Source organism: Salinispora pacifica CNR114 (assembly GCF_000514775.1).
In the GTDB taxonomy this organism is placed as follows: Bacteria; Actinomycetota; Actinomycetes; order Mycobacteriales; family Micromonosporaceae; genus Micromonospora; species Micromonospora pacifica.
Map to the genome: position 1 here is coordinate 1 of NZ_AZWO01000040.1, position 24,807 is coordinate 24,807.

23 protein-coding genes and 1 pseudogene are annotated in these 24,807 nt (G+C 69.9%); 14 read left to right on the top strand and 10 right to left on the bottom strand.

From position 1 onward, the window contains the following. The 4 genes and pseudogenes from B118_RS32205 to B118_RS0120745 form a co-directional block, all read left to right on the top strand. Positions 1-232, top strand: a pseudogene (locus B118_RS32205) (hypothetical protein); the annotation flags it as partial. 166 nt (positions 233-398) lie between these two features. Next, positions 399-1,259, top strand: a complete 861-nt coding sequence (locus B118_RS0120735; protein WP_028193350.1) for a DegV family protein — start codon at positions 399-401, stop codon at positions 1,257-1,259. A 156-nt stretch (positions 1,260-1,415) separates the two neighbouring features. Continuing rightward, positions 1,416-2,234, top strand: coding sequence for a ComEA family DNA-binding protein (locus B118_RS0120740; protein ID WP_028193351.1), 819 nt, complete (start codon positions 1,416-1,418; stop codon positions 2,232-2,234). Beyond that, positions 2,231-4,699, top strand: coding sequence for a ComEC/Rec2 family competence protein (locus B118_RS0120745; protein ID WP_028193352.1), 2,469 nt, complete (start codon positions 2,231-2,233; stop codon positions 4,697-4,699). Before B118_RS0120740 ends, B118_RS0120745 begins: the two co-directional genes overlap by 4 nt. A gap of 21 nt (positions 4,700-4,720) precedes the next feature. On the opposite strand, the gene B118_RS0120750 is transcribed toward B118_RS0120745, so the two are convergent. Continuing rightward, positions 4,721-5,638 carry a PfkB family carbohydrate kinase gene (locus tag B118_RS0120750; protein ID WP_028193353.1) on the bottom strand — a complete coding sequence of 306 codons (918 nt, stop codon included), beginning with the start codon at positions 5,636-5,638 and terminating at the stop codon, positions 4,721-4,723. Beyond that, a complete protein-coding gene (locus B118_RS0120755) occupies positions 5,635-7,041 on the bottom strand; it encodes a helix-turn-helix domain-containing protein (RefSeq protein ID WP_238324064.1) in 1,407 nt (468 codons plus the stop codon). The genes B118_RS0120750 and B118_RS0120755 overlap by 4 nt, the downstream gene beginning before the upstream one ends. Before the next feature lie 210 nt (positions 7,042-7,251). Between B118_RS0120755 and cyaB the strand changes: the two genes are divergently transcribed. After that, complete coding sequence (gene cyaB / locus B118_RS0120760) at positions 7,252-7,803, top strand: class IV adenylate cyclase (RefSeq protein WP_028193355.1); 552 nt, start codon at positions 7,252-7,254, stop codon at positions 7,801-7,803. Here the strand turns inward: cyaB and B118_RS28780 are convergent. Genes B118_RS28780 through B118_RS33115 form a run of 3 tightly spaced genes read right to left on the bottom strand, consistent with a single transcriptional unit; the run spans position 7,755 to position 10,364 of the window. Next, positions 7,755-8,648 (bottom strand): endonuclease/exonuclease/phosphatase family protein, encoded by an 894-nt coding sequence (locus B118_RS28780; protein WP_050592845.1) that lies wholly within the window; start codon positions 8,646-8,648, stop codon positions 7,755-7,757. The genes cyaB and B118_RS28780 overlap by 49 nt on opposite strands. A 19-nt stretch (positions 8,649-8,667) precedes the next feature. Further along, positions 8,668-9,267, bottom strand: coding sequence for a dTMP kinase (gene tmk / locus B118_RS28785; protein ID WP_050592313.1), 600 nt, complete (start codon positions 9,265-9,267; stop codon positions 8,668-8,670). Continuing rightward, complete coding sequence (locus B118_RS33115) at positions 9,264-10,364, bottom strand: radical SAM protein (protein ID WP_238324065.1); 1,101 nt, start codon at positions 10,362-10,364, stop codon at positions 9,264-9,266. The genes tmk and B118_RS33115 overlap by 4 nt, the downstream gene beginning before the upstream one ends. A gap of 566 nt (positions 10,365-10,930) precedes the next feature. On the opposite strand from B118_RS33115, the gene B118_RS30865 reads away from it, so the two are divergent. The 3 genes from B118_RS30865 to B118_RS0120785 all read left to right on the top strand — a co-directional run bounded on the left by B118_RS30865 (position 10,931) and on the right by B118_RS0120785 (position 13,266). After that, a complete protein-coding gene (locus tag B118_RS30865; protein WP_027650258.1) occupies positions 10,931-11,119 on the top strand; it encodes a hypothetical protein in 189 nt (62 codons plus the stop codon). A gap of 546 nt (positions 11,120-11,665) precedes the next feature. Next, positions 11,666-12,646: a DNA polymerase III subunit delta gene (holA, locus tag B118_RS0120780; RefSeq protein ID WP_018223019.1), complete on the top strand. Its 981-nt coding sequence runs from the start codon at positions 11,666-11,668 to the stop codon at positions 12,644-12,646. Further along, positions 12,643-13,266, top strand: coding sequence for a hypothetical protein (locus tag B118_RS0120785; protein WP_027658441.1), 624 nt, complete (start codon positions 12,643-12,645; stop codon positions 13,264-13,266). The genes holA and B118_RS0120785 overlap by 4 nt, the downstream gene beginning before the upstream one ends. Here the strand turns inward: B118_RS0120785 and rpsT are convergent. After that, positions 13,232-13,498 (bottom strand): 30S ribosomal protein S20, encoded by a 267-nt coding sequence (gene rpsT, locus B118_RS0120790; protein WP_012014671.1) that lies wholly within the window; start codon positions 13,496-13,498, stop codon positions 13,232-13,234. The two genes, B118_RS0120785 and rpsT, sit on opposite strands and share 35 nt — an antisense overlap. Positions 13,499-13,656: 158 nt before the next feature. Then, the gene (locus B118_RS0120795) at positions 13,657-14,742 is read right to left on the bottom strand and encodes a phosphotransferase family protein (protein ID WP_033668193.1); all 1,086 of its coding nucleotides are present in this window, start codon (positions 14,740-14,742) and stop codon (positions 13,657-13,659) included. 187 nt (positions 14,743-14,929) lie between these two features. Between B118_RS0120795 and B118_RS0120800 the strand changes: the two genes are divergently transcribed. Both B118_RS0120800 and lepA read left to right on the top strand, forming a co-directional pair. Next, positions 14,930-15,466: a DUF4240 domain-containing protein gene (locus B118_RS0120800; RefSeq protein WP_018223022.1), complete on the top strand. Its 537-nt coding sequence runs from the start codon at positions 14,930-14,932 to the stop codon at positions 15,464-15,466. Positions 15,467-15,653: 187 nt separating this feature from the next. Then, positions 15,654-17,534 carry a translation elongation factor 4 gene (gene lepA, locus B118_RS0120805; RefSeq protein ID WP_028189039.1) on the top strand — a complete coding sequence of 627 codons (1,881 nt, stop codon included), beginning with the start codon at positions 15,654-15,656 and terminating at the stop codon, positions 17,532-17,534. Between the two features lie 55 nt (positions 17,535-17,589). Here lepA and B118_RS0120810 read toward each other — a convergent pair whose 3' ends face one another. Both B118_RS0120810 and B118_RS0120815 read right to left on the bottom strand, forming a co-directional pair. Beyond that, on the bottom strand, positions 17,590-18,450 hold the full coding sequence (locus tag B118_RS0120810) for a hypothetical protein (protein ID WP_026270945.1): 861 nt from the start codon (positions 18,448-18,450) through the stop codon (positions 17,590-17,592). 193 nt (positions 18,451-18,643) lie between these two features. Then, the gene (locus B118_RS0120815) at positions 18,644-19,426 is read right to left on the bottom strand and encodes an enoyl-CoA hydratase-related protein (protein WP_018823829.1); all 783 of its coding nucleotides are present in this window, start codon (positions 19,424-19,426) and stop codon (positions 18,644-18,646) included. An 18-nt stretch (positions 19,427-19,444) separates the two neighbouring features. Between B118_RS0120815 and hemW the strand changes: the two genes are divergently transcribed. Next, complete coding sequence (gene hemW / locus B118_RS0120820) at positions 19,445-20,668, top strand: radical SAM family heme chaperone HemW (protein WP_018223026.1); 1,224 nt, start codon at positions 19,445-19,447, stop codon at positions 20,666-20,668. Positions 20,669-20,850: 182 nt separating this feature from the next. On the opposite strand, the gene B118_RS33120 is transcribed toward hemW, so the two are convergent. Then, entirely contained in the window at positions 20,851-21,516 is a 666-nt protein-coding gene (locus B118_RS33120) for a DUF4870 domain-containing protein (RefSeq protein ID WP_238324066.1), read from the bottom strand. A 240-nt stretch (positions 21,517-21,756) separates the two neighbouring features. Here B118_RS33120 and hrcA point away from each other — a divergent pair, with 240 nt between their 5' ends. From hrcA to B118_RS0120840, 3 genes are all read left to right on the top strand, one after another. Beyond that, a complete protein-coding gene (gene hrcA, locus B118_RS0120830; RefSeq protein ID WP_018223028.1) occupies positions 21,757-22,779 on the top strand; it encodes a heat-inducible transcriptional repressor HrcA in 1,023 nt (340 codons plus the stop codon). Positions 22,780-22,848: 69 nt separating this feature from the next. Further along, positions 22,849-23,994: a molecular chaperone DnaJ gene (gene dnaJ, locus B118_RS0120835; protein ID WP_018223029.1), complete on the top strand. Its 1,146-nt coding sequence runs from the start codon at positions 22,849-22,851 to the stop codon at positions 23,992-23,994. Positions 23,995-24,059: 65 nt separating this feature from the next. Further along, on the top strand, positions 24,060-24,794 hold the full coding sequence (locus tag B118_RS0120840) for a 16S rRNA (uracil(1498)-N(3))-methyltransferase (RefSeq protein ID WP_028193357.1): 735 nt from the start codon (positions 24,060-24,062) through the stop codon (positions 24,792-24,794). Positions 24,795-24,807: the final 13 nt, after the last annotated feature.

Here is a 24,807-nt window from a genome sequence, read left to right on the forward strand (position 1 = left end):
GCAGGGCCTGTTCCAGCAGCGTCCGTCGTCTGGTTGGGGCACGGTGGAGCAGATCACCGACCCCGCCTACTCCACCACCGCCTTCCTCAACGGCCTCAAGCAGGTCGAGGGCTGGCAGGACATGCCCCTGACCGAAGCCGCCCAGAAGGTGCAGGTGTCGGCGTACCCGTTCCACTACGCCCAGTGGGAGACCCAGGCCGCCGACCTGGTGGCCGAGCACTGGGCCAGCTGACCCCACCCGCACCACCCACAAACAAACCCCCGCAGACCTGACCCACACAAGGGGGAAAGAAACTGTTGGCCGGCACCCGAACCGGGTGCCGGCCAACAGCGCCTTCGGCGGTTTCTGACCTGATTCTGCCTCTGCGGCGCCGGTCGGCATCGGTTAGCGTTCCGGCATGCCCGTCGCGGTCGTCACCGACTCCACCGCCTACCTTCCCCCTGGGCTGCTGGCCAGTCACCAGCTAACGGTGGTGCCTCTGACCGTCGTGCTCAACGGCATGGAAGGGCGCGAGGGGGTGGAGACCTCTCCCGCTGACGCTTCCCGGGCCCTGAGCGGGCGGCGGGTGTCAGTCAGTACCTCCCGGCCGGCCCCAGCGCAGTTTGTGCGCACGTACCGCCGGATCCTCGATGGCGGCGCCGACGGCATCGTCTCGGTGCACCTGTCCGCAGGGCTCTCCGGCACGGTCGAGTCCGCGCGACTGGCCGCCGCGGAGTTCGGTGACCGGGTGGCGGTGGTGGACAGCCGCTCCTGCGGCATGGGCATCGGATTCCCCGCGGTTGCCGCAGCCGAAGCTGCGGCAACCGGTGCCGACCTGGTCGCGGCTCACGCTGCCGCCCAGCGGGCCACAGCGCGGAGCACCATCTACTTCTACGTCGACACGCTGGAGTTCCTCCGTCGGGGCGGGCGGATCAACGCCGCCTCGGCGCTGCTCGGGACTGCTCTCTCGGTGAAGCCGATCATGCACATGCGGGATGGCGTGATCGTCCTCCGAGACCGGGTGCGTACCGCCAGCCGGGGCATCGCCCGGCTGGTGGACCTCGCTGTCGAGGCCGCCGGGGATGCCGACGTTGACCTGGCTCTGCATCACCTCGCCGCGCCGCAGCGCGTCGAGGCACTCCAGATGGCGCTGGCGGCGCGGTTCGGGGATCGCCTGCGGAGCACGTACGTCTCTGAGGCCGGTGCGGTGGTCGCCGCGCATGCGGGGCCCGGTCTGATCGGCGTGGTCGTGCACCGCCGTCCGCCTGCCGAGGGCTGAGCCAGCACGCTGCCCGTTCCGGCGGAACGGCTGTCGGAGGCGCGATCGATAGCACACCGGGACCATGGTCAGGGGGCTGTCCACAGGCGCGCTCTCATCCACAGCGGAGCCTCGCGCGGAGGGCGTTCGTTCCACCCGTCGGCCTAGCGTCGCGCCGTGTCATACGACGAGGAGAGGGCGGTCCGGGAGCGCCTGCATCGAGTGCTGCCGGCAGGCGAGCTGTCCGGCGCCGGCCCGCCGATGGCCATGGCCCCGGCGGTGGTGCCGCGGCCGGCGGTGCCGGACGGTCCGTGGCGCACCCCGCAGGACGGGTCGGAGGGGGAGGCGGTGTCGTCCGCCGAACCGGATGGAGACCCATCGAGCCGAGTCCTGTCGGGGCCGGGCGCTTTCGATCCGGGGCGGCGTGGGGTGCGGGCATTGGCTCTCGTCGCTGTGCTGGTGGTGCTCGGGGCGGGCTTCTGGGCGTGGCAGTCCCGGCCTCAGGTCGAGCCGGTCGCAGCGGTGACGCCGGTCGTTCCGTCCGCGTCCATTGACCCGACGGAGGCGGTCGGTGAGCTGGTCGTGGCGGTCGCCGGCAAGGTCCGCCGACCGGGACTTGTCCGGGTGCCGGCCGGTGCCCGGGTCGCGGACGCGGTGCAGGCGGCCGGTGGGGCGCTGCCCGGCGTCGATGTCGCCCTGTTCAATCCGGCCCGGAAGTTAGTCGATGGGGAACTCATCCTGATCGGTGTCACCGCGCCACCGGGGGTGGCCTCCGCCGGTGGGGCGGCGGGAGCGGCGCCCGGCGGCAAGGTCAACCTCAACACCGCCACCCTGGCGCAGCTCGACACCTTGCCCGGAGTCGGCCCGGTGCTCGCGCAGCGCATCCTTGACCACCGTGAAAAGCATGGCGGCTTCCGGTCGGTCAGCGACCTACGCCAGGTTGGCGGCATCGGCGACACCCGGTACGAACAGCTCAAGGACCTGGTGACGGTGTGAGAAGCCACCGGGACGGGCAGCGCCCTGGGCCCGCTCGGCGGGCAGCTGCACCGACCGCATCCGGCGCCGTCCCTGCCCACCCGGGACGTTCCGCCCCTGGTACGCCCGCCGACCCGCCGGACCTGCGGCTGGCTGGGCTGGCCGTCGCCGCGTGGCTGGCCGCGTTGGCCGGCCTGTACCTGCCCGCCAGGGCGTCGCTGCTGGTCGCCACGATCGCCGCGGTGATGGCTGCCGCCGGCGGGGTTTACCGGTCTGGACTTCTCGGCCGGCCGCCGGCATCCGTCCGCCGGTACGGCTGGACGGCCATCGCCGTCCTACTCGGCGTGGTGTGCGGAGCGAGCGTCACCGCCGCGCGGGTAGCCGCGCGGGACGCCACCCCGGTGCGTGCCCTCGTCGAGGAGCGGGCCGTCGTTACCGTCGACCTGGTCGTCCGGGATGACCCCCGGCTGGTCCGCTCCGGGTCTGGGCGGCCGGCCACGTTCTTGGTGGCAGCGGAGTCGAGCCGCATCACCACTCTCGGCGGGCACCGGGTCGAGGCGCGGGTCCGGATGCTGGTCCTCGCTGCCGACCCGGCCTGGCGAGCGCTGCTGCCGGGGCAGCGGCTGACCGCCGAAGGTCGACTCGCTGCTCCACGAGGCGGCGATCTGACCGCTGCGGTCCTGGAGTCAAGCCGGGCCCCGGTCCCACACGGGTCGCCACCGGGCTTGCAGCGTGCCGCCGGAGTGCTCCGCGCCGGCCTCCAGAAAGCCTGCGAGCCGCTACCGGACGAGCGGGGTGGCCTGCTGCCCGGCCTGGTGGTGGGCGACACGAGCCGGCTGCCCGACTCAGTGCGGGAGGACTTTCTCGACACCGGGATGACCCACCTGACAGCGGTATCTGGTTCCAACGTCGCGATCGTCGTTGGTGCGGTGTTGCTGCTCGCTCGTTGGGGGCGGGCTGGTCCCTGGCTCGCCGCCGGACTCTGTGTGGTTGCGTTGGTGGGTTTCGTGATCTTGGTCCGTCCGTCGCCGAGTGTGGTGCGGGCGGCGGCGATGGGCGCGATCGGGTTGGCCGCGCTCGCCGTGGGTCGGCCGCGCGCAGCGTTGCCGGCATTGGCTGCGGCGGTCACCGTGCTGGTGCTTGTCGATCCTGAGCTGGCGGGGGACTTCGGTTTCGCGCTCTCGGTGCTCGCCACGGGTGGGTTGTTGCTGTTGGCGCCGCGGTGGCGGGATGCGTTACGTCGTCGTCGGGTGCCGCCGGGGGTTGCTGAGGCGCTGGCGGTGCCGGCTGCTGCGCAGGTGGCCTGCGCGCCGGTGGTCGCGGGGATTTCGGGCACGGTCAGCCTGGTCGCGGTGCCGGCGAATCTGCTGGTGGCGCCCGCGATCGCGCCGGCCACGGTGCTCGGTGTTGTGGCGGCGGCGCTGTCGCCGCTGTGGTCGGCGGGTGCCGAGTTTCTGGCCTGGCTGGCCAGTTGGCCGGCGTGGTGGCTGGTCACTGTGGCGCACTACGGGGCGCGGGCGCCGGCGGGGGCGCTTCCCTGGCCGGCGGGGGTCGGGGGTGCGTTGCTACTGGCGGGGTTGACGCTGGCGTTGCTGGTGGCGGTCCGTCGCCGGGTGGTGCGGCGGCTGGTGGCGGTGACCGCGGTTGCGGCCGTGCTCGGTGCCTTGCCGGTGCGGCTGGTGGCTGCTGGTTGGCCGCCGGCCGGTTGGGTGGTTGTGGCGTGTGCGGTCGGCCAGGGTGATGCGCTGGTCCTGTCGGTTGGTCCGGGGCGGGGGGTGGTGGTGGACGCGGGGGCGGAGCCGGGGTTGGTGGATCGCTGCCTACGGCGGATCGGTGTGCGGGAGGTGCCACTGCTGGTGATCAGTCACTTCCACCACGACCATGTGGGTGGGGTGGCCGGTGTCTTCCGGGGGCGGCGGGTCGCGGCCGTGCTCGCTCCGTCGTGGTCGGAGCCGGCGTTCGGCCGGGACCTGGTTCAGGTCGCGGCGGCGGCGGGCTCCGTCGAGATGATCTCCGCGCCGGCCGGTTGGGGCTATCGGGCTGGCACGGTGGAGATGACCGTGATCGGTCCACCGGTTCCACTGCGGGGCACCCGTTCAGATCCGAACAACAACTCGCTGGTCTTACTGGCCACCGTCAACGGGGTGCGGATCCTGCTGACCGGAGATGCCGAGATCGAGGAACAGCAGGCCCTCCTCGATCATGCGCCGCCTGGTGGGCTCCGCGCGCACGTGTTGAAGGTCGCCCATCACGGTTCGGCGTATCAGGACCCGGCCTTTCTCGACGCGGTCCGTCCGCTGGTCGCGGTGGTCCCGGTCGGCCGGGAGAACACCTATGGGCATCCGGACGCGTCGGTGCTGGGCCGTCTTGCCCGCGGCGGAGCCCGGATCCTGCGTACCGACCTTGACGGCGACGTTGCCGTGGTGACCCGACCGTCCGGGTTGGCCGTCGTCACCCGGGGCGCCGAGGACCCGATCAGACGCTAGTTACGCCAGTTCTCACGGTGCTCATGTTTGTGGCGGCGTTGGCGGGTTGTGGCTGGTCATGGGCAGTGTGGTGTTGGCGCCGCTGTGTTGGATGGTCTGGGCGGCGATGTGGGTGGCGGTGGTGATGGCGTCGGGTAGTGGGGTCTGTCGGGTGAGGTCGAGGGCGAGGGCGCCGAGGAAGGCGTCGCCAGCGCCGGTGGTGTCGATGACGGGCACGGCGGGGGCGGGGATGGTTCCGGATCCGCGGGGGTAGATGTAGGCGGCGCCGTCGGGGCCGGCGGTGACGACGACGGCGCGGGGGCCGAGTTGCTGTAGGGCGGTGGCCGCGTGGAGGGGGTTGGTGGTGTTGGTGCGCAGGATGGTGGTGGCTTCGTGGTGGTTGACCACGAGGAGATCGAGGTGGCGTAGCAGATTGGGGTGGAGGTTGGTGTGGGGGACGAGGTTGCCGATGACGATTGGCGCGGGACGCTGATGTAGCAGGGTGGTGACGGGTTCGGCGGGTAGGTCGAGTTGGACGACTATGGCCCGTGTGTCGAGGATGGTGGTGGCCTGGCGGATGTCGTGCGTGGTGAGTTCGGTGGCGGGGGAGAGGGCCAGGGTGATGTAGCTTTCGCCGTCGGGGGTGACTTCGATGACGGCAGCGCTGGTGGCGGTATTGGGGATGTGTGTGAGGTAGCGGGTGTCAACGCTTGCCTGGGTGAGGGCGGTGTGGATTTGGTGGCCCCAGGAGTCGGACCCGATGTTGGCGATGAGGCAGGCGCGTCCGCCCCGTTGGGCGGTGGTGATGGCCTGGTTGAGGCTCTTCCCGCCGGGACGGGTGGTCAGTGGTGATCCAAAGGTGGTGCGTCCTGGACTGGCACGGTGGGGGACGTGAGTGGTGAGGTCGATGTTGGCCCGACCGACGAAGGTGACGTCGAAGGGGCAAGCGGTAGGGGTCATGCCGGTGTTGCTGCGGCGGTGAGGGCGGCATGGAGTTGCGCTACTGCGGGTGCGGTGGTGTGTGCCGTGAGTTGACTGCTGATGGTGGTGACGTGGTGGTGTACGCGGGTGGAGCGGGTTAGGCGGGCAAGTTCGAGGGCGGCGAGGGCGGTGTTGGCGGCCTGTTCGGGCTCGTCGGCAGCGAGGTGGGCGGCGGCGGTTCGTGCGAGGTAGAGGCCCCGGTCGCGTTGGTAGGACTCTGGCCATGTACCGAGGGCTTGGTGGAAGCATTCGATGGCGGCGTGGGGACGGCCCAGCCGTAACCAGCAGTCCCCTTCGTGCGCCCGTACGTAGCTGGTGGTGCAGAAGGCGCCGAGGCCCTGGTCGGGTGCGATGTCGGCGATGAGGTGGTGGGCGTCGTTGATCGCGGCCTGGAATCGGGAGGTGTTTCCGTCGATGGCGTGCGCGTGAGCGGTGTGGACTGTTGCGAAAGCCTGCACCTGGGCACGCTTGCTGCCGCTGCGTGCGGCTGCTCGGGCGAGTCCGTGTACTCGGTCCTGGTCGAGAGCTTCGGCTGCGCGTTGGGCCATACGGGCGAACACGTAGCCGGTGAACTCGGTGTCACCGGCTTCCTGGGCCATGGTCAATGCCTGCGCGATCCACCAGTCACCGGCGGCGCGTTCGCCCAGATCGTCGCTGAGCCAGCCGGTGAACTCAGCCCATCGCGCTTCGGTAGCCAGCAGCGCGTCGTGTAGGGGACCCTGGGTGGCTCTGCGGTACTCGGCGATGAGCCCGAGTTGCCCTCGCACGGTCGGCAGGATCGTGGCGGCACCGATTCGGTTGTCGGATTCCACGAGCACGCAGCGCATTCGCGTGAAGTGGTCCACGATAGCCGGATCGACCCGGACGGTCTTTGTCTTGTGGGTCGGGCTGGTCTCAGGCAGTGCTGCCATCAGGCTTCCAGGCACCGCTTGCAGGAGCGCACGGCGACTAAGGTGGGCTTGGTGTATCCGCTCCTGCGCGGCCATTGCCGTCACGATATCCGGGTTGTCTGCTGAGTTGCGGGCGCTGGCCTCGTGTTGAACAGGGGCACGGTATGGGGGCTGGTTCTGATTGGTGGGTGGTGGGCAGGCAGCCTCTGCCCGCGCGATCATCGTGTGCAGCGCCGCGGTACTGCTGTCGCGCCGATACTGCTGTTGGAGGACCAGGACCCGGTCGTAGGCGGCGGTGAGGACTCCGCCGGTGTCCAGGAGCGCATCGCAGCGTCCCCAGAACGCGCAATCTGGGCGCTGCCGTCCGACTTCAGTGTTGGCGATGGTGCTGCGGGCAGACAGTGCCTTGGGCGCCAGCGAGTGTTGGGTATAGCCGGCAGCTTTACGGAACTGGGCCAACTGCTGCCCGAGCGCCCGCCACGCCTCGCTCACATGGTGAGGATCCACGCCCGTTACCTCCCTCGGAATGCGTGACTTATCGACGGAGCTAGACGACTGCACGTTAACCCGAACGGTCGGCCCGCCAACAGCCCCCGCGCTGGGGCCTCGGTAGGTGGATGCTTTCGATGGGCGAAGGGATGGTGCGGCCCTTCGTGGTGTGGCGGTGCCCTGCGCGTGCTGGTGGTTTTATAGGCTCTCTCAGTGCAAGAGGTTGAGGTCAAATACCTGGTATCAGATGAAACGGCGCTGCTGGTGGCTCTCGATGGCCGCGGTGTTCGGTTGTCGGGGCCAGTGCGTCAGGATGACCAGGCATATGCCCCCGTTACCTGGCAGTACGGGATGCCTAAGAAAGATGTTCCTTTCGCCCGACTTCGCACGCAGTCGGGCCGGCACCTTTTTACGGTCAAGCGGCCGATCAACAACGAGCTTGCCTGCCTGGAACACGAGACCACGGTCGCTGACCGAGGGCAGATGCATGCGGCGTTGCTGAGCATGGGTTTCACCCCCACCGTGCAGATCGTCAAGACCCGCAGAATCGGGCGTTGGGGCGAGGTCACCGTCTGTGTGGATGCCGTTGATGGGCTCGGCACGTTCCTGGAGTTGGAGACCATGGCCGATGATCAGGAATCCGGAGCAGACGCCCAGGAGCGGTTGCACGTCCAGGCTACGTCCCTGGGGATAGCGATGGAAAGGGTGGGGCAGACTTACGACTCGCTGCTGCGGGCCGCCGCGCGACCGCAACCCGTTGCCTGATCGGGGCGCGGGCCTGGCACGCCGTTGAAGTCCTGGTGAAGCGCGGTTGAGCTATCGGCAGGGGGCGGTGCCGCGTAGCCGGAGTTGCGACTCCCGGCGAGCTGGAGGTCGATGGTGAGGCTGTGCGCGGCGTGGTCGGTGAGGCGCTCTAGTCGAGGTTGATGGAGGTATGCGGTGGCGGTCAGATGAGGTAGTAGGGCCGCGCCAGAATGCAGGTAGTCGAATCGGTATCCGTTGCCTGCTCGACCGATCCAGCTGTGGGCTTGGACGCCGGGGTGTAACCTCTCATGGACATCGGTTAACCCAAGGGTGTTGAGGGCATCGAGGAATTTGTACTCGAATGCGAGGAATCCCGGATAGCGGGGTTGGTGGCTGCGGCTAATGACGTTGTAGTCTCCGCCGATTATCAGATGGGCCCGCTCGGCGTCGGGTAGTCGGGCCAGGGCGTTGTGCACGGTGGTGAGGAAGGCCCGTTTCTTGGCGACCTTGTCGGGTGCGCGGTCGCTGGATGGCACGTAAAGGCCGAGCGCGGTGATGGCCGGGTTGGTGTCGATGGTGATGGCGGGGGCCCGGCCAGGCCGGCTAACAGCGTTGGTGAGGTGGGGTGTGGCTCGGCTGGGGACGCGGGTGGCGATAGCGCAGCCCCGATCGCCATCGGGTGAGCGCTGGTGGGTAATGGTCAGGCCGGCTGTGGCCAGTTCAGTGAGTAGGTGTTGGGTGCCGGGCCCGTTGCTGGTTTCGGTCAGGATGATGATGTCGTCGTTGCGATCCAGCAGCCAGGTGAGTAGGTGACGCGCGCGGGGGAGCGCGGCGGCCTGCACGTTGATCGTCAGGATTGACAGCACGGGTGGTGGGCCTCGCTGCTCATGGCGCGTCGGTGTGGAGGAGACCGAGGATAGCGGTGACGACCTGGTCGGGGGTGAGCCGGTTGCAGGCGACGGTGTGTTGGCGCCATTGCTGTCGGTGTAGGTGTTGGGCCGCGTCACGGTAGAGGGCGAGTTCCGCCTCGGGTGATCCGGTGTGCTCCAGGCGGCTCAAGTGTTCGCGGGCGGAAAGCCGGCAGCGGATGAGGTCGGGGTCGTCTTCGAGGTAGATGACGGTGGCGGGCAGGACGTACTGGTTGTAGGACCAGATCTCGGCGAGGTCAAGGCCGTCGATGCGTTGCAGGACCAATGAGGAAGCAACGTATCGGTCCGTGACGACGTGGAAGCCGTCATCGAGTCGGGGGATGATCTCGTTGTCGATATGCGCGGCGCGGTCGGCGGCGAGCGCGAGGGCGAGTGCCCTGCTGTGGAGGAAATCCTCCGAGCGTCGAAGAAGCCGGCCTAGGGGTGTGCGGGTGGGCTCGGCGGTCAGGTGCACGCCGGTGGGGCCGTCGTCAGCGAGACGGTCAGCCAGCCGGCCGGCGATGGTGCTCTTCCCGACGCCGTTGGGACCTTCGATCGCGATGAACAGCTCGATCACTCCCCGGCCGCGAGGGGTAGTAGCCGCCGGTCATCCGGGCCGGTGATCGGGCATTGCTCGGTGTCCAGATCACCGATGTGACCTCCAGCCGCGACGACTGCGGCAGGACAGCCCTTGCCGCATTGTTCGTTGAGGGTGCAGCTGCTGCAGGTGGTGTTCGCACCCGCCGCATAGCGGGTGTGGAAGGGGTGCTCATCTAGGTGGGCTGTGATGGCCGAGCGCAGGACGTTGCCCGCGAGGAACTCCGTGTCGCGGTGCCGGGATGCGGGGGTGCGGGCGGCGAAGACGAGGTACGGGCAGATCGCAACCTGCCCGTCAACGAACACGTAGATCAGCTTGCCGGCGTCGCAGTCCCCCAAGGGCAACTCGTCGTTGGGGAATCGGATGCGTACGAGGTCGAGTTGGTCGGCGAATCGGTCAGTCACCGCGCGGAGGGCGTTCATGGCTGCTGTGGTGGCCGCGAGCCGACCGCGACTCTTCACCCCTCGCCCGAACGACGACAGCGGGTTCATCAGGACGTACTCGGCACCGACCTCGACACCGAAGGCGCAGAGGTCCGCGAATTCCTCGGGAACGGTCAACGCGTTCGGCGTCGACAGGAGCCCTTTGAGCAGGCCAGCGTCAGCGAACTTGCGGGTGGTGGCAAGGGCCGCAGCAAACGATGATCGGTCGCCGCGGAACTTGCCGTGACTGTCGGGCCGGAAACCGTCGAACGACACATTGATGTGGACGCTACCCAGTTCAGCCAAGGCAGCGACATCTGCGTCGCTGGTCTGGGTGGCGTTGGTGCAGATCCCAACCGGCATCCCTCGATCGGCTACCGCCTGGCATATCGCCAGCAGGTCCGGATGGACGAAGGGCTCACCGCCGGTGAGCGTGATGCGTTCGACCCGAGCATCAAGTAGCCGGGGTAGGACGTAGGCGGTGAAGTCCTTCAGCGGCAGGTCAGCGCCGACCGCGGTGGAAGAGACGAAGCAGTGGGCGCAGTGTAGGTTGCAGCGTTCGGTGATCTGTATTAGCGCCTTGCGGCCATCTCCGCCTACTGATGTGCGGAAAAAGCAAGACGAGGCGTGCGTATCGACGATAAGACGCTTCAAGGTGATCATCCCACTTTCGGCGGTGGACCGGACTGCCTTACAGGCCGTGCCGGAGGTTGACACGAACATCAAAAGAGGTCGCTGCCGCTACCGTCTAGGGTTGTCATCGGTTTTCGACAATGCTGCGACATCATTCCTGACCGGTTCGCCATCACCGCCGTCTGCCTGAGGACTGTCGGCAGATTGTCAAAAGCAAGGCTCGGAGCTAGCCGACATTTCCTGACGTTGCCTTGAGTGGTGCATATGCATGCCAGGTGCCTCACGACACGCCTGTAAAGGAGCAGGGCATACGTGCTGAGGCAGGTAGGCGCAACCAGAGAGGCGAGCGGCATGACTGAGATAGGCGGTGGACCAGTCCCCGGCACGGGATTCCCCGTATCGGATGCCCGGCGAGACGCGAACCCATCGAGGGCGTGCCCTCAATATTTGGCCCGGTCGCTGCATCCTGGCCCTCGGCCCACCGCCGCTGCCAACTGGCCGGCTGTGGGTCGGGCGCGGGTGTACTACACCTCCCATCCTGACCTGGACGTTCTTCAGTCCGTGCTGGACGGGCTGAGGAGGCTGTGATGGCCGACGACAACAGGCCCCCGCTACATGGCAACCGTGATCCACACGGATCGCCTCCGCTGCCGGATGGTGATGGGGTTCCAGTGGTGCCGAGGGAGCCGGATCCGCCGACAACCAGGCAGAAGCTGGTCGCGGCGCTCGTTGTGATGATCGTTGTTGTTGGGGTTGTGATCGGGACGTTGCGATGACGGGCCAGGCTGCCGGGGGCCGTGGAATGAGGGCCGGAGAGTCCGTCCGCCTGGATCGAAGTTCTTCCCCGCAGTTCGTCTGCCCCGTCGTGGTTCGGGTGATTCGGGTTCTTGATCGGCCTACCTATCCCGGGTGGGTGTGGGTGGAGGGCTACGAGCTTGACGCAACGGGTGATGCGTTGCGGCGGCGACAACTGTTCATCCGGCACGACGGTGCTCGGCCGCTATCGGAGAGTCGCCGCCGAGGACCGCGAGCGAGCCCCACTGACGAGAGATCGACGCCGCGTTCCATCGCGGCTAACACGACCATGTCGAGGGCCGCGGGACATTGAGCCCATTGGGTCCGCGCGCCCGGACGGCGGGGCCGGCCGGGACGTGGTGTTCAAGGCGCTGTCGTCGTCATCCGGATGCCGGGAGCCCCACCCGGCGCTCGGTATGTCAGTTTTCAAGGTGAAACAGACGTAAAAGTCGGGATTTGCGCTGAGTGCGGGCTCTGACATCGGAGGGCGGACGACCGGGCTGGCGTGCTCGGCCGACCATGCGAATATGGGCGGCGTGACCGCCGCCAGCCTCGCTCCGATTCTGCTCGTCCTCGGTGACGAGGAACTCCTCGCTACTCGTGCGGTCACCGAGGCGGTCGCCCAGAGTCGGAGTGTGGATCCGGAGGTGGACGTCCGCGAGTATCAAGCCGGCTCCCTCACCGTCGGTGAGATCGCGGAGATGCTCAGTCCGTCGCTCTTCGGCGGACGGCGGTTGTTGATTCTGCGGTCTGGCCAGGACGCGCGTAAGGATCTGGCGACGGCCCTCCTCGCTTACGCGAAGCACCCCGACCCCGAGGTGCAGCTGGTCGTGCTCCACCTCGGTGCGGCCAAGGGCAAGGCGTTCGCGGACGGGCTGAAGGCGGCCGGCGCGACCGTGGTGCCGGCTGCCCGGCTGCGGGGGCACCGGGAGCGGGTGGCGTTCGTCCGGGACGAGTTTCGGCGGGCCGGTGGCCGGTGTACCGACTCCGCTGCCGAGGCGCTCATCGCGGCGGTCGGTAATGACCTGCGCGAACTCGCCGCCGCCTGCTCGCAGTTGTTGGCCGACACCGAGGGGAAGATCAGCCCGGAGACGGTGGCCCGGTACTACCGGGGGCGGGTCGAGGTGTCCGGCTTCACCGTCGCCGACGCGACGATGGTGGGCGACGTGCCGGCTGCGTTGGAGGCGCTGCGTTGGGCGCTGCACGTCGGCGTTGACCCGGTGCCGATTGCTGATGCGCTCGCCGACGGCGTGCGTACCGTGGCCCGGGTCGCCTCCGCCGGGCGGGGAAGCCCCTACCAACTGGCCAGCACCCTCGGCATGCCGGCCTGGAAGATTGAGCGGGCGCAGCGGCAGAGCCGCGGTTGGACGCCGGAGGGGCTGGTCCAGGCCATGCGGGCTGCGGCCGAGTGCAATGCGGCCGTGAAGGGGGGCTCGGACGACCGGGCGTACGCGCTGGAGCGGGCCGTCTTTTCGGTGGCGGCGGCGCGGCAGGGTGGCGGCCGGTGACCGGACCGAGGTCGTGGGCCATCCTGACGGCGGAGGAGGAGCGCTACCGGCCGTTGTACGCGCGACTGCTGGGGCTGCGGTTCGTCAACCCCGGTGGGGTGCTCTGCTTCGTTTTCTTCGAGGGGGCCGTCGCGCTGGCGGCGCTACTGGCGCTCGCCGAACTGGTCAGCTGGTGGTCGGTGCTGGTGCTGCCGACGATGGTCGCGGTGATGGTGAAGATCAACGACGTGGTGGCGGCGCGGGTCGTCCGCTCCGCGGCGCTCGTGCCCGACCAGGAGCGGGACCGCTTCCGTCACCAGATGGAGCCGGTGGTCGGCACCGCGCGGGTCGGCTGGAACTGGCACAGCGTGCCCGGCGTCGTCGTCTCGTCCGCACCGGAGCGTCCCGGGGAGCTGGCCTCGGCCGGAGCACGGGAGCTGTCCTCGGCCGCAGCGGGGAGCTCTCCTCGGCCGGAGCGGCCCCGACCGACCGCTGACCTCGGCGACACGACGGCTGCCCCGGGTCACCGCAGGAGTGTGCGGCGGGCAGCACAAAACCCCGGACCGGATCGGACCCGGGGTCTTGTCCTGAACTGGTATGGCTGGGTCAGGCGGAGAACGACGCCACGCGCTTGGCGATAGCCGACTTACGGTTCGCAGCCTGGTTGGCGTGGATAACGCCCTTGCTGGCGGCCTTGTCCAGCTTGCGGGCGGCATCGCGCATGAGGACCGTCGCCTTCTCCACGTCGCCGGTCTCGGCGGCCTCGTGGAACTTGCGGATGGCGGTCTTCAGCGACGACTTGACCGACTTGTTACGCAGCCGGCGCTTCTCGTTCTGCCGGTTGCGCTTGATCTGGGACTTGATGTTCGCCACGCGACAGCCTCGTCTGATAGCTCGGGTTGGTCTGCATCCACGCGGCGAGCATGCGTCATCGTCGCGCGAGGTGCCAGGCTACCAGGTCGCTTGGGTAGCGCCAAAGTTGCCTCCCGGGCCACCCGCCGGGGGCGGTGGAGCTCTGCACCCACCGCGGCTCAACTCCAGCCCTGCCGGCGGGCGAGCCAGTCGAGCGCGTACTCGCCGCTGCGGCGTTGGTGGGCCGCGAGCTGCTCGGTCGCGGTCTCCGGAACCGTGGCTGCGGTGGTGAGGAAGTAGCCGGCCAGCGCCGCCAGCGTGACATCCAGGGCATCCGGCGGGGCCTCGGCGGTAGCTGGGTGGGCCGCGAAGGCGGTTTCCAGCCAGTCGGTGGTCAGGGCGGGCGTTGGTCCGACGGTGATCTTCGGGAAGGGGGAGCTCGCGGCTTCGTTCGGGGAGCTTGCGCCGCCGGTCCCGGCCAACGCTGCGACGGTGATCTCCTGCTGCTCCACGGCAAGCCCCCCGAGGAGGAGCGTGACCAGGTCGAACCAGGCCGGACCTCGGCAGAGCCAGGTCCAGTCACAGAACCACACCTGCCCATGCGAGGTGAGTAGCACGTTGTCCGGACGCAGGTCACCGTGGACGAAACCGGACGCCGGGGCAAGGTACCCCGGCAGCCGGGACTCGAGCCCGACCAGTTCGGGCAGCCGCTGCTCGAGCCCGGCCGGCAGCGGCGGCGGGGCCTCCCGGCCCGCTGCCACGTCACCCCAGCAGAGGATGTCGGCTCGGGCCAGGTCGGCCAGGTGCGGCGGGTTGAGCGCGGCGAGGTCGCTGGGCGGTGGGTCCAGGGCGACGGCGACCTCCGCGTACGCGGTCAGGGTCGTGGTCAGCTCCGATGGCTCCCACGGGCGTCTGGGCGGATAGCCGTCAACCGCGTCGAGAGCGACGGCGAACCAGCCGGACTCGGTCAGGGTCCACCGGGTTCGGGGTGCCGGCAGCCCGGGCGGGAGCCGGTCGAGGACCGTCGCCTCTCGCCAGTACCAGTTGGCCAGGTGGGAGTCGCGGGGCGCGGCCTTGACGAAGACCCGGCCGCCGTCGGCGGCGGACAGCACCCCAGCGAAGCCACGGGTGAAGCCGGTGGTCGCGGTACGGGTCGCGACCACGGGGGCGCCGAGGCGGTCGGCGAGGGCTGCCCGCACACCCACTGGCAGGTCGGACCAGCCGGGCCGGCGGGTGGTCCCGGGATGCGGGGGTGAACTCGGCATCTCTCCAGTGTCGTATGGATTTGCGAGTCCACCAGGTAAAGCGGGCAGTGTGTCGACGAACGAACGGCGGGTGTCACCGGCCAGCCATGATCGGGTGGCTTCCCGAAGGCTGTCGCATCCTCCTGGCCGGCGGGTTCGGGGAGTCGTCGCACGCTCCTGGTCGGCGGGGCTGGAAGACTGGCGGGTCATGCGGACCGACGACTTCTGGCAGCTGGTTGACCAGGCCCGGGCAGGGGGTGGGGGTGAGCCGGACGCGGTCGCCGCTCGGGCCGTGGCCCTGCTCGCGGCGCGGGAACCGGAGGAGATCCTCGGATACACGCGCCATCAGGCCCGGGTGCTGGCCGCCTCGCACCGAGTGGACCTCTGGGGTGCGGCATACCTGATCAACGGGGGGATCTCCGACGACGGCTTCCACGACTTCCGTGGCTGGCTGATGACCCAGGGACGCGAGGTGTTCGCGCGTGCCGTCGCCGAGCCGGACTCGCTGGCCGACCTGCCGCCGGTACGGACCGCGTCGTTGTCGGGTGAGGAGTTCGCCTGCGCCCGAATGCTGGCGGTGCCGTGGGAGGCGTACCGGAAGGCGACCGCGGCCGAACTGCCGGCGGACCGGGACCCGGTTCCGGTGCCGGACCTGAACGACTTCTGGGATTTTGACGACGCGGATGAGGCTCGCCGCCGGCTCCCGAAGCTCGCCGCCCTCTTCGTCGAGCCACCGGGCGAATAGTTCAGTAGCCAATGATGCGTCGGGCTGCCGGGCGAAACCGGCCGGCCTGCCGCGGAACGAGCCCGGTTCATCAGCACGGCGCGTTCGGGTTTGCCCGCGCAGCGGACCCATGAGCGTGGCGTGGGAGCATAGAGGGGGCCGGTGCCGCGCCGGCTCGCTCCACGTCAGTCGACCAGAACGGACCGCTGTGCCACCGACGCTCGATTCCGGCGCGAACACTCCTGGTGCCACCGAACCGGCGCGTATCCGGAACTTCTGCATCATCGCCCACATCGATCATGGGAAGTCGACCCTGGCCGACCGGATGTTGCAGCTCACCGGTGTGGTCGATCCCCGACAGATGCGGGCGCAATACCTCGATCGGATGGACATCGAGCGGGAGCGCGGGATCACCATCAAGAGTCAGGCTGTCCGGATGCCGTGGGCGATTCGGGAGGGGGAGCGGGCCGGCGAGAGCGCCGTGCTCAACATGATCGACACCCCCGGGCACGTCGACTTCAGCTACGAGGTCTCCCGCTCCCTGGCGGCCTGCGAGGGCGCGATCCTGCTGGTGGACGCCGCCCAGGGCATCGAGGCGCAGACCCTGGCCAACCTCTACCTGGCGCTCGAGAACGATCTGCACATCATCCCGGTACTCAACAAGATCGACCTGCCGGCGGCGCAGCCGGAGAAGTACGCCGAGGAACTGGCCCACCTGATCGGCGGCGATCCGGCGGACTGCATCCGGGTCTCCGGCAAGACCGGCGACGGTGTGCCGCACCTGCTCGACGAGATCGTCCGGCAGTTCACCCCGCCGGTCGGTGTGGCGGAGTCGTCGGCCCGGGCAATGATCTTCGACTCCGTGTACGACGTGTACCGGGGCGTCGTCACCTACGTCCGGGTGGTTGACGGGCAGATCAGCGCCCGGGACCGGATCAAGATGATGTCCACCGGTGCGGTCCACGAGCTGCTGGAGATCGGGGTGATCTCCCCGGAGATGGTCAAGGCGGACGCCCTCGGGGTCGGCGAGGTCGGATATCTGATCACCGGCGTGAAGGATGTCCGGCAGTCCCGGGTCGGTGACACCGTCACCATCAACGCGCGGCCGGCGGCGGAGCCGCTCGGTGGGTACAAGGACCCGAAGCCGATGGTCTACTCCGGCCTCTACCCGATTGACGGGTCGGACTACCCGAACCTGCGGGACGCGTTGGACAAGCTCAAGCTCAATGACGCGGCACTGACCTACGAGCCGGAGACCTCTGGTGCGCTCGGGTTCGGCTTTCGCTGCGGCTTCCTCGGCCTGTTACACCTGGAGATCATCCGGGAGCGACTGGAGCGGGAGTTCAACCTCGACCTGATCTCCACCGCGCCGAACGTGGTCTACCGGGCCATCAACGAGGACGGCGAGGAGGTCGTGGTCACCAACCCGAGCGAGTACCCGACCGGCAAGATCGCCGAGGTGTACGAGCCGGTGGTGCGCGCCACGGTGTTGACCCCGAACGACTTCGTCGGCGCGGTCATGGAGCTCTGCCAGGGCCGCCGGGGCACGCTGCTTGGCATGGACTACCTCTCCGCCGACCGGGTGGAGCTGCGCTACACGCTGCCGCTGGCAGAGATTATTTTCGACTTCTTCGACCAGCTCAAGAGCCGCACCAAGGGGTACGCGTCGTTGGACTACGAGCCCTCCGGCGAGCAGGCCTCCGAACTGGTCAAGGTGGACATCCTGCTGCACGGCGAGCCGGTTGACGCGTTCAGCGCGATCGTGCACAAGGACAAGGCGTACGCCTACGGCACCACCATCGCCGCGAAGCTGCGCTCCCTGATCCCCCGTCAGCAGTTCGAGGTGCCCATCCAGGCGGCGATCGGCAGTCGGGTGATCGCCCGGGAGACCATCCGCGCGATCCGCAAGGACGTCCTGGCGAAGTGCTACGGCGGTGACATCAGCCGCAAGCGCAAGCTGCTGGAGAAGCAGAAGGAAGGCAAGAAGCGGATGAAGATGGTGGGCCGGGTCGAGGTGCCGCAGGAGGCATTCATCGCCGCGCTCTCCGCGGACTCCGGGGGCGGCGGCAAGACGTCCGGTAAGAAATAGCCGACGCTCGGGCTGACTCGGGGCAGCCGCCCTGGTCAGCCCGATCCGGTCGACCTCAGGAGGCGTCGAGGACCTCGGCGACCACCCGGGTGGGGCTCTGTTTGCCGGTTGTCGGGGCCCAGACGCCCTCCTCCGCGGTCCACCGTAGCCCTCGGAAGTGGACCAGTTGGACGCCGTTGTCCTGGGCGTGGGACACCAGCCAGTGCGCGTACCGCCAGCCGCCCTGCTCGTCGTCCACGGTCACGGTCAGCCGGGTCGGGCCGGCCGCCGCGGCCTCGGGGGCGAGCCCCCAGTCCAGGGTGAGCCCCTGGGCCAGCGCCGCGGTCGCCGCGGCGCCGCGGTGCTCCGGATCGTCGTTGACGGCGCAGGCCACCGCTCCGCTGGCCTGACCGAGCAGGGCCCGGCTCAGCACCTCCGACTCGTCGGCCCACTTCTGGTATGCCTCCGGGAAGGCCGAGCGCTGCACCGTCTGGGCGGCGTCGGTCACCCGCATCTCTTCCCAGTCGCGCACCTTCGCCAGCGCGGCGTAGAAGGTGTTCGTCGCGTACCGCGGGTCCCGGATCTCGGCTGGCGAGCCCCAGCCCTGGCTGGGCCGTTGCTGGAACAGGCCCACCGAATCCCGGTCGCCGCCGGCCAGGTTGCGCAGCCCCGACTCCTGGTACGCGGTCGCCAGCGCCACCACGACCGCCCGTTCCGGCATGCCGCGCTGCGCCCCGATAGCCGCGATTGTCGCCGCGTTGGCCATCTGGCCGGCATCGAGCTCCACCTGGCCGCCTGCCTGCACCGTGCAACTCCGCCCGGCGAACGGGAGCCGAATCCCGTCCGCGATGTGCCGGAAGGTGACGAAGAGCCCGACCATGGCGACGAGCGCCAGAACGACGCCAGCCGCTACGACTGCCCGAGTCCGCACCTGCACCCCCTGTTTCGACGAGTCCGACAAGAGTAAGCCCCGGGTGCCCGTGAGCCGCCGGCCAGCCGGGGCGGCGCTGCCCGGGCGTTCGTCGGTTCGGCTGCCGGTCGGTCGAGGCGGCGGTGGGCGTCAGCCTTCCCGTGCTGCGCCGGCCAGAAACCCGGGGCTACCGCCCGTGCCGGGCCCGCCAAGAATCGGGCTACTGGCCCGGCACCCAGCTCGCTGGCCGCTTCTCCCGGAACGCCGACACGCCCTCCAGCCCCTCCGCGGAGAGGAAGTAGCCGGTGGAGAGGGCGGCCAGGTCGGTGAGCTCGCCCCGCAGATCGGTCGCGGTGGGGCGGCGGAGCAGTTGTTTGGCCCCGGCCAGTGCGCCGGGTGCGCCCCGGACCAGTGAATCGCAGTAGCGGGCGACGACGGCGTCCAACTCCGCCAGCGGTACCGCCGCGGTGACCAAACCGACCTCGGCGGCCCGCTGCCCGTCGAATGTGTCCCCGGTCAGGTAGAGCTCGGCCGCGGCACGGGGCCGCAGTCGGGGCAGTACCGTTGCCGAGATCACCGCCGGGATCACCCCGATTCGGACCTCGGTGAAGGCGAACGTCGCCTCCTGGGCACAGATCGCCAGATCGGCCGCGGCGATCAGGCCCAGCCCGCCGGCCCGTGCCGGCCCGGCCACCCGCGCCACCACCGGCTTTGGGCATTCCGACACGGCCGCGAGCACGTCACCGAGCATCCCGGCCGGCACCGTGCCGCTGGCGTACGCGGCAGCGGTCTCCTTCAGGTCGGCGCCGGAGCAGAAGACCGGCCCGGCATGGTCCAGCACGACCGCGCGCACGGCGTCGTCGGCGACCGCCGCGGCGAGTCCGTCGAGCAGCTGGGTCATCAGCGGGGTGGAGAGCGCGTTGCGGTTGTGCGGGCTGCTCAGGGTGAGGGTGATCACCCCGCCGGCCGTGGCGGCCCGCACCAGCGCGTCGGGAGAGGTCATGCGGGCACACTAGTGGCCATGCCCGGTGTCCTACCAGAAGGCGAGCGCATCCCGGTGGATGGATCGCTGCCCACAACCGCCCTGACCTCGGTGGGAACGCGGGGGTTCGGCGTGTACGTACACGTCCCCTTCTGTGCCAGCCGGTGCGGGTACTGCGACTTCAACACCTACACCGCCGCCGAGTTGGGGGGTGGCGCCAGCCGGGAGGAGTACGCCGACACGGTCCTCGCCGAACTCGCGCTGGCCGCCCGTGTGCTGCGCGGGAACCCTCCGCCCCGGGTCGACACGGTCTTCGTCGGCGGTGGCACCCCCACCCTGCTGCCCGCGGCGGACCTCGCCCGGATCCTCGACGGCATCGATCGCACCTGGGGGTTGGCCACCGACGCGGAGATCACCACGGAGGCCAACCCGGAGTCGGTCACCCCGCGATCTCTCGCCGCGCTGCGGACTGCCGGCTACACGAGGATTTCCCTGGGTATGCAGTCCGCGTCGCCCGGAGTGCTCGCGATCCTGGATCGGCGGCACAGCGCCGGCCGGGCCGTCGCCGCCGCCCGGGAGGCTCGGGAGGCCGGGTTCGACCACGTCAACCTGGACCTGATCTACGGGACGCCGGGGGAGAGCGCGGCCGACTTCGCCGCCTCGCTCGACGAGGTGGTCGCCGCGGGGGTGGACCACGTCAGCGCGTACTCCCTGATCGTGGAGGAGGGGACCCGGCTCGCGGCCCAGGTGCGGCGGGGCGAGTTGGCGCAGCCCTCCGACGACGTCGCCGCGGACCGCTACCTGGCCGCGGAGGCGGCCCTCGACGCCGCCGGGTTCTCCTGGTACGAGGTCTCCAACTGGGCGCGGACCCCGGCTGCCCGGTGCCGGCACAACCTTTTGTACTGGACCGGCGGCAACTGGTGGGGCCTCGGCCCGGGGGCACACAGCCACATTGGGGGGGTGCGCTGGTGGAACGTCAAACACCCCACGGCGTACGCGCAACGGCTCGCGGCGGGTGCGTCGCCGGGCCTGGCCCGGGAGGTGCTGACCGTCGACGAGGCGCACCTGGAGGATGTCATGCTGCGGCTCCGGCTCGCCACGGGCCTACCGCTGGACGTGTTGGACCCCGTCGGTCGTGCCGGCGCCGATCGGGCCCGGGCAGCCGGTCTGCTGGCCGCGGCGGCGTATGGCGGTGGTCGGGCGGTGTTGACCCTGCGCGGTCGGTTGCTCGCGGACGCGGTGGTGCGGGACCTGCTCGGCTGATCGGCGCCTTCCGGTCCTCGTCGGCCCAGCGCTCACGAACCACTCGTATCCCGTCATCCAGTCGGGATGGGCAAATCGGATGATTGGTCGGTGCCGGTGTGGACCGCGACGGCGATGGGACCGGGCAACAGCGGAGCCGGCCCGGCCGGAACCCGTTCGGTCGGGATCCGGCCAGTCGGGCTTCACTTGATGAGCTTGGCCGACATCGGGTAGCGGTATTGCCGGCCCTCATTCGCCCGGAGGGCGGCGATGATGCCGAACACGACCTGCATCACCACGACGGTGATGTTCGGCAGGAACAGCAGGCACCCGCCCACGAAGAGCAGGACAAAGGCGATTAGCGACCAGGTGATCTGGAAGTTGAGCGCCGCTTGGGCGTGCGCGCGGACGGCTGGTGACTGGTTGCCGCGGGCCAGGTAGGCGATCAGTGGGGCGACGAACCCGAGCAGACCAACGCTGATCAGTGCGCCGACGGCGCCGCCGAGGTGCGCGCCGAGGACCCACATCCGGTCCTCGCTGTTTCCGTAACCGCCGGGTGGGCCGTACCCTCCGCCGGGTGGGCCGTACCCTCCGCCGGGTGGGCCGTACCCTCCGCCGGGTGGGCCGTACCCTCCGCCGGGTGGGCCGTACCCTCCGCCGGGTGGGCCGTACCCTCCGCCGGGTGGGAAGCCGGCATCGCTGGGTGGATAGCCGCCGGGCGGTGGCATGGCGCCGGGGGGTGGGTAGCTGCCCGGTGGCGGCCAGCTACCCGGGTCAGATGTCCCGGGCATCGGGGTGGTGGGGTCGTCAGGACCCGGGCCGGGTAGCCCAGGCTCTCCGCCGGTAGGAGGGCGAGGTGGTTCCGTCATGGGGTCACCGTAGGCGCAGGGGACAACCAGCCCCAGTGCGGCGCCATCCCGGCTGTCCAGATGATCACCTTAGGCGGACCGTCGGGTTGGGCGGCGGGCCCAGCCGCATCATTCGATGACGGTACTCGATCTTTGTTGATCATCGCGTTGGCGGGCGTGCCGACGTAGACTGGCACTCGCTAGAGTCGAGTGCCAGGAAGCGCCTCGACCGCCGACGCGTCGCAGGAGGAGGGGGGAAGGATGGGTCTCGACGACCGCAAACTCGCGGTGCTGCGCGCGATCGTCGAAGACTACGTCGCCACGCAGGAGCCCGTCGGCAGCAAGATGCTGGTCGAGCGCCACCAACTCGGAGTCTCCCCGGCGACCGTCCGCAACGACATGGCGGTCCTGGAGGAGGAGGGCTACATCCGGCAGCCGCACACCAGCGCCGGCCGGGTGCCCACCGACCGCGGCTATCGGCTCTTCGTGGACCGGCTGTCCCGGGTGAAGCCGCTCACCCCGGCCGAGCGCCGGGCGATCGAGCGTTTCCTGGTCGGCGCGGTTGACCTCGACGACGTGGTGCACCGCACGGTCCGGCTGCTGGCCCAGCTGACCCGGCAGGTCGCCGTCGTGCAGTACCCATCCTTGGCTCGCTCCTCGGTCCGGCACCTGGAGCTGGTGCCGATCTCCACGACCCGGCTGATGCTGGTCATGATCGCCGATACCGGTCGGGTCGAGCAGCGGCTCGTCGAGCTACCGGGGCCGATCCCCCCGGACGACGTGATCGATCTGCGGCAGCTGGTCAATGAGAAGCTGGTCGGTACCCGGCTCGCCGACACACCGCCGCTGGTGCAGGCGTTGGTTGACGAGGTGAGCGGTGAGCTGCGCCCGGCCATGATCACCCTCTCCACCGTCCTGCTGGAGACGCTGGTCGAACGGCACGAGGAGCGCATCGCCCTCGCCGGCACCGCCAATCTCACCCGCGGTGGTCTGCTCGACTTCCAGGGATCGTTGCGCCCCATCCTGGAGGCGTTGGAGGAGGAGGTGGTCCTCCTCAAACTCATTGGGGAGGTCGAGCCGAGCGCGATGCGCGTCCGGATCGGCGACGAGAACGAGATCGACAACCTCCGGGCCACCTCGGTGGTGAGCACCGGCTACGGGCCAGGGGTGACCATCCTGGGGGGTCTCGGAGTGGTCGGGCCGACCCGGATGGACTATCCCAGCACCATCGCCACGGTTCGGGCCGTGGCGCGCTACGTGGGCGACCTGCTAGCCCAGAACTAGGCATTACCGTCCGGCCGGACCGGGCCGGCGGTCGGCGCAAGCGAGACGAACATGAGGACACCGAACGCAGTGGCCAAGGACTACTACGGCATCCTCGGCGTGAGCCGGGAAGCCTCCGACGACGAGATCAAGCGCGCCTACCGCAAGCTCGCGCGCCAGTACCACCCGGACGTGAATCCGGACGCGGCGGCGCAAGAGAAGTTCAAGGACATCAACGCCGCGTACGAGGTCCTCTCCGACGACCGGAAGCGGCAGATCGTGGACCTCGGTGGCGACCCGCTCGCCCCGGGCGGCGGGGGCGGCGGCCCGGGTGGACCCGGCGAGGCCGGTCCGTTCGTCGGCTTCCAGGACATCATGGACGCCTTCTTCGGGGGGGCCGCCGGCGGCGGCGGACGGGGGCCGCGTCCCCGCACCCGACCGGGCTCCGACGCGATCCTGCGCCTCGAACTGGACCTGCCCGAGACCGCGTTCGGCGTGGAGGCGCCGATCACGGTCGACACCGCCGTCCTCTGCACCACCTGTTCCGGTGCGGGCACCGCCGCCGGCACCCATCCGGAGACCTGCGAGGCGTGTGGCGGGCGGGGCGAGGTGCAGTCGGTGCAGCGCACCTTCCTCGGGCAGGTGGTCTCGGCCCGGCCGTGTACCGCCTGTCAGGGCCATGGCACCACGATTCCGAACCCCTGCCCCACCTGCGCCGGGGACGGCCGGGTGCGGACCCGGCGTTCGCTGACCGTCAAGATTCCCGCCGGGGTCGAGGACGGGATGCGGATCCGACTGGCCCAACAGGGCGAGGTGGGCCCCGGCGGTGGCACCGCCGGCGACCTCTATGTGGAGATCCACGAGCGCCCGCACGATGTCTTTTCCCGCAAGGGCGACGACCTGCACTGCCGGGTGGCTGTCCCGATGACGACGGCGGCGCTTGGCACCCGCCTGACCATCAAGACGCTGGACAGCGAGGAGCCGGTTGACGTCAAGGCCGGCACCCAGCCCGGCAGCATGCTGCGGCTTCGCGCCCGCGGCGTGCCGCACCTGCGGGGGACCGGCCGGGGTGACCTGTTCGTCCACCTGGATGTGCGGACGCCCACCAAGCTGGACGCCGACCAGGAACAGATGCTGCGCGAGTTCGCCCAGACCCGGGGCGAGGAGGTCGCCGAGCTGACCAAGCAGGGGGGCTTCTTCTCCCGGATGCGCGACGCTTTCAACGGCCACGCCTGACTCGACCGGTCCCGGTGTCCCAGGCCAGCGGCCCGGGGCACCGGGCCGGTCGCTAGCCTGGCACCGTGTCCGCGCCGCTGTTCCTGGTTGATTCGTTGCCCACCGCCGAGACGGCGACCCTGGACGGGCCGGAGGGGCATCACGCCGCGACGGTGCAGCGGTTGCGGGTCGGCGAGGAGTTGCTGCTCGCTGACGGTTGCGGCGGCACGGCCGTCGCCGTGGTCACGGCGGTGGGAAAGGGTGTCCTTGACTTTCGGATCACCTCCCGGGATCACCTCGCCGCCCCCGCCCACCGGCTCGTCGTCGTTCAGGGGCTGGCCAAGGGGGAGCGGGGTGAGCTGGCCGTGCAGGCGATGACCGAGGTCGGCGTGGACGCGATCGTGCCCTGGACAGCCGGGCGTTCGGTCACCCAGTGGCGGGGTGATCGGGGGGCACGTGCCCGGGGCAAGTGGGTCGCCACCGCGCGGGAGGCCGCGAAGCAGGCCCGCCGGGCCTGGCTGCCGGTGGTGACCGGCGCCCCGGCCGAGTCCACCTCCGAGGTGGCCCGTCGGATCGTCGGCGCTGCGGCGGCGTTCGTGCTACACGAGCAGGCGGAGGAACGTCTGGTCACCGCGGAGCTACCCGACCGCGGCGAGATCGTGCTGGTGGTCGGTCCCGAGGGCGGCGTAGCCCCGGCCGAGCTGGCCGCCTTCGCCGGGGCCGGAGCCCGGACGGTGCGGCTGGGCCCGTCGGTGCTGCGTACCTCCACCGCCGGGGTGGCGGCGCTTTCGGTGCTCGCCGCCCGCCTTGGCCGCTGGTAGCGCCGGTTCTTCC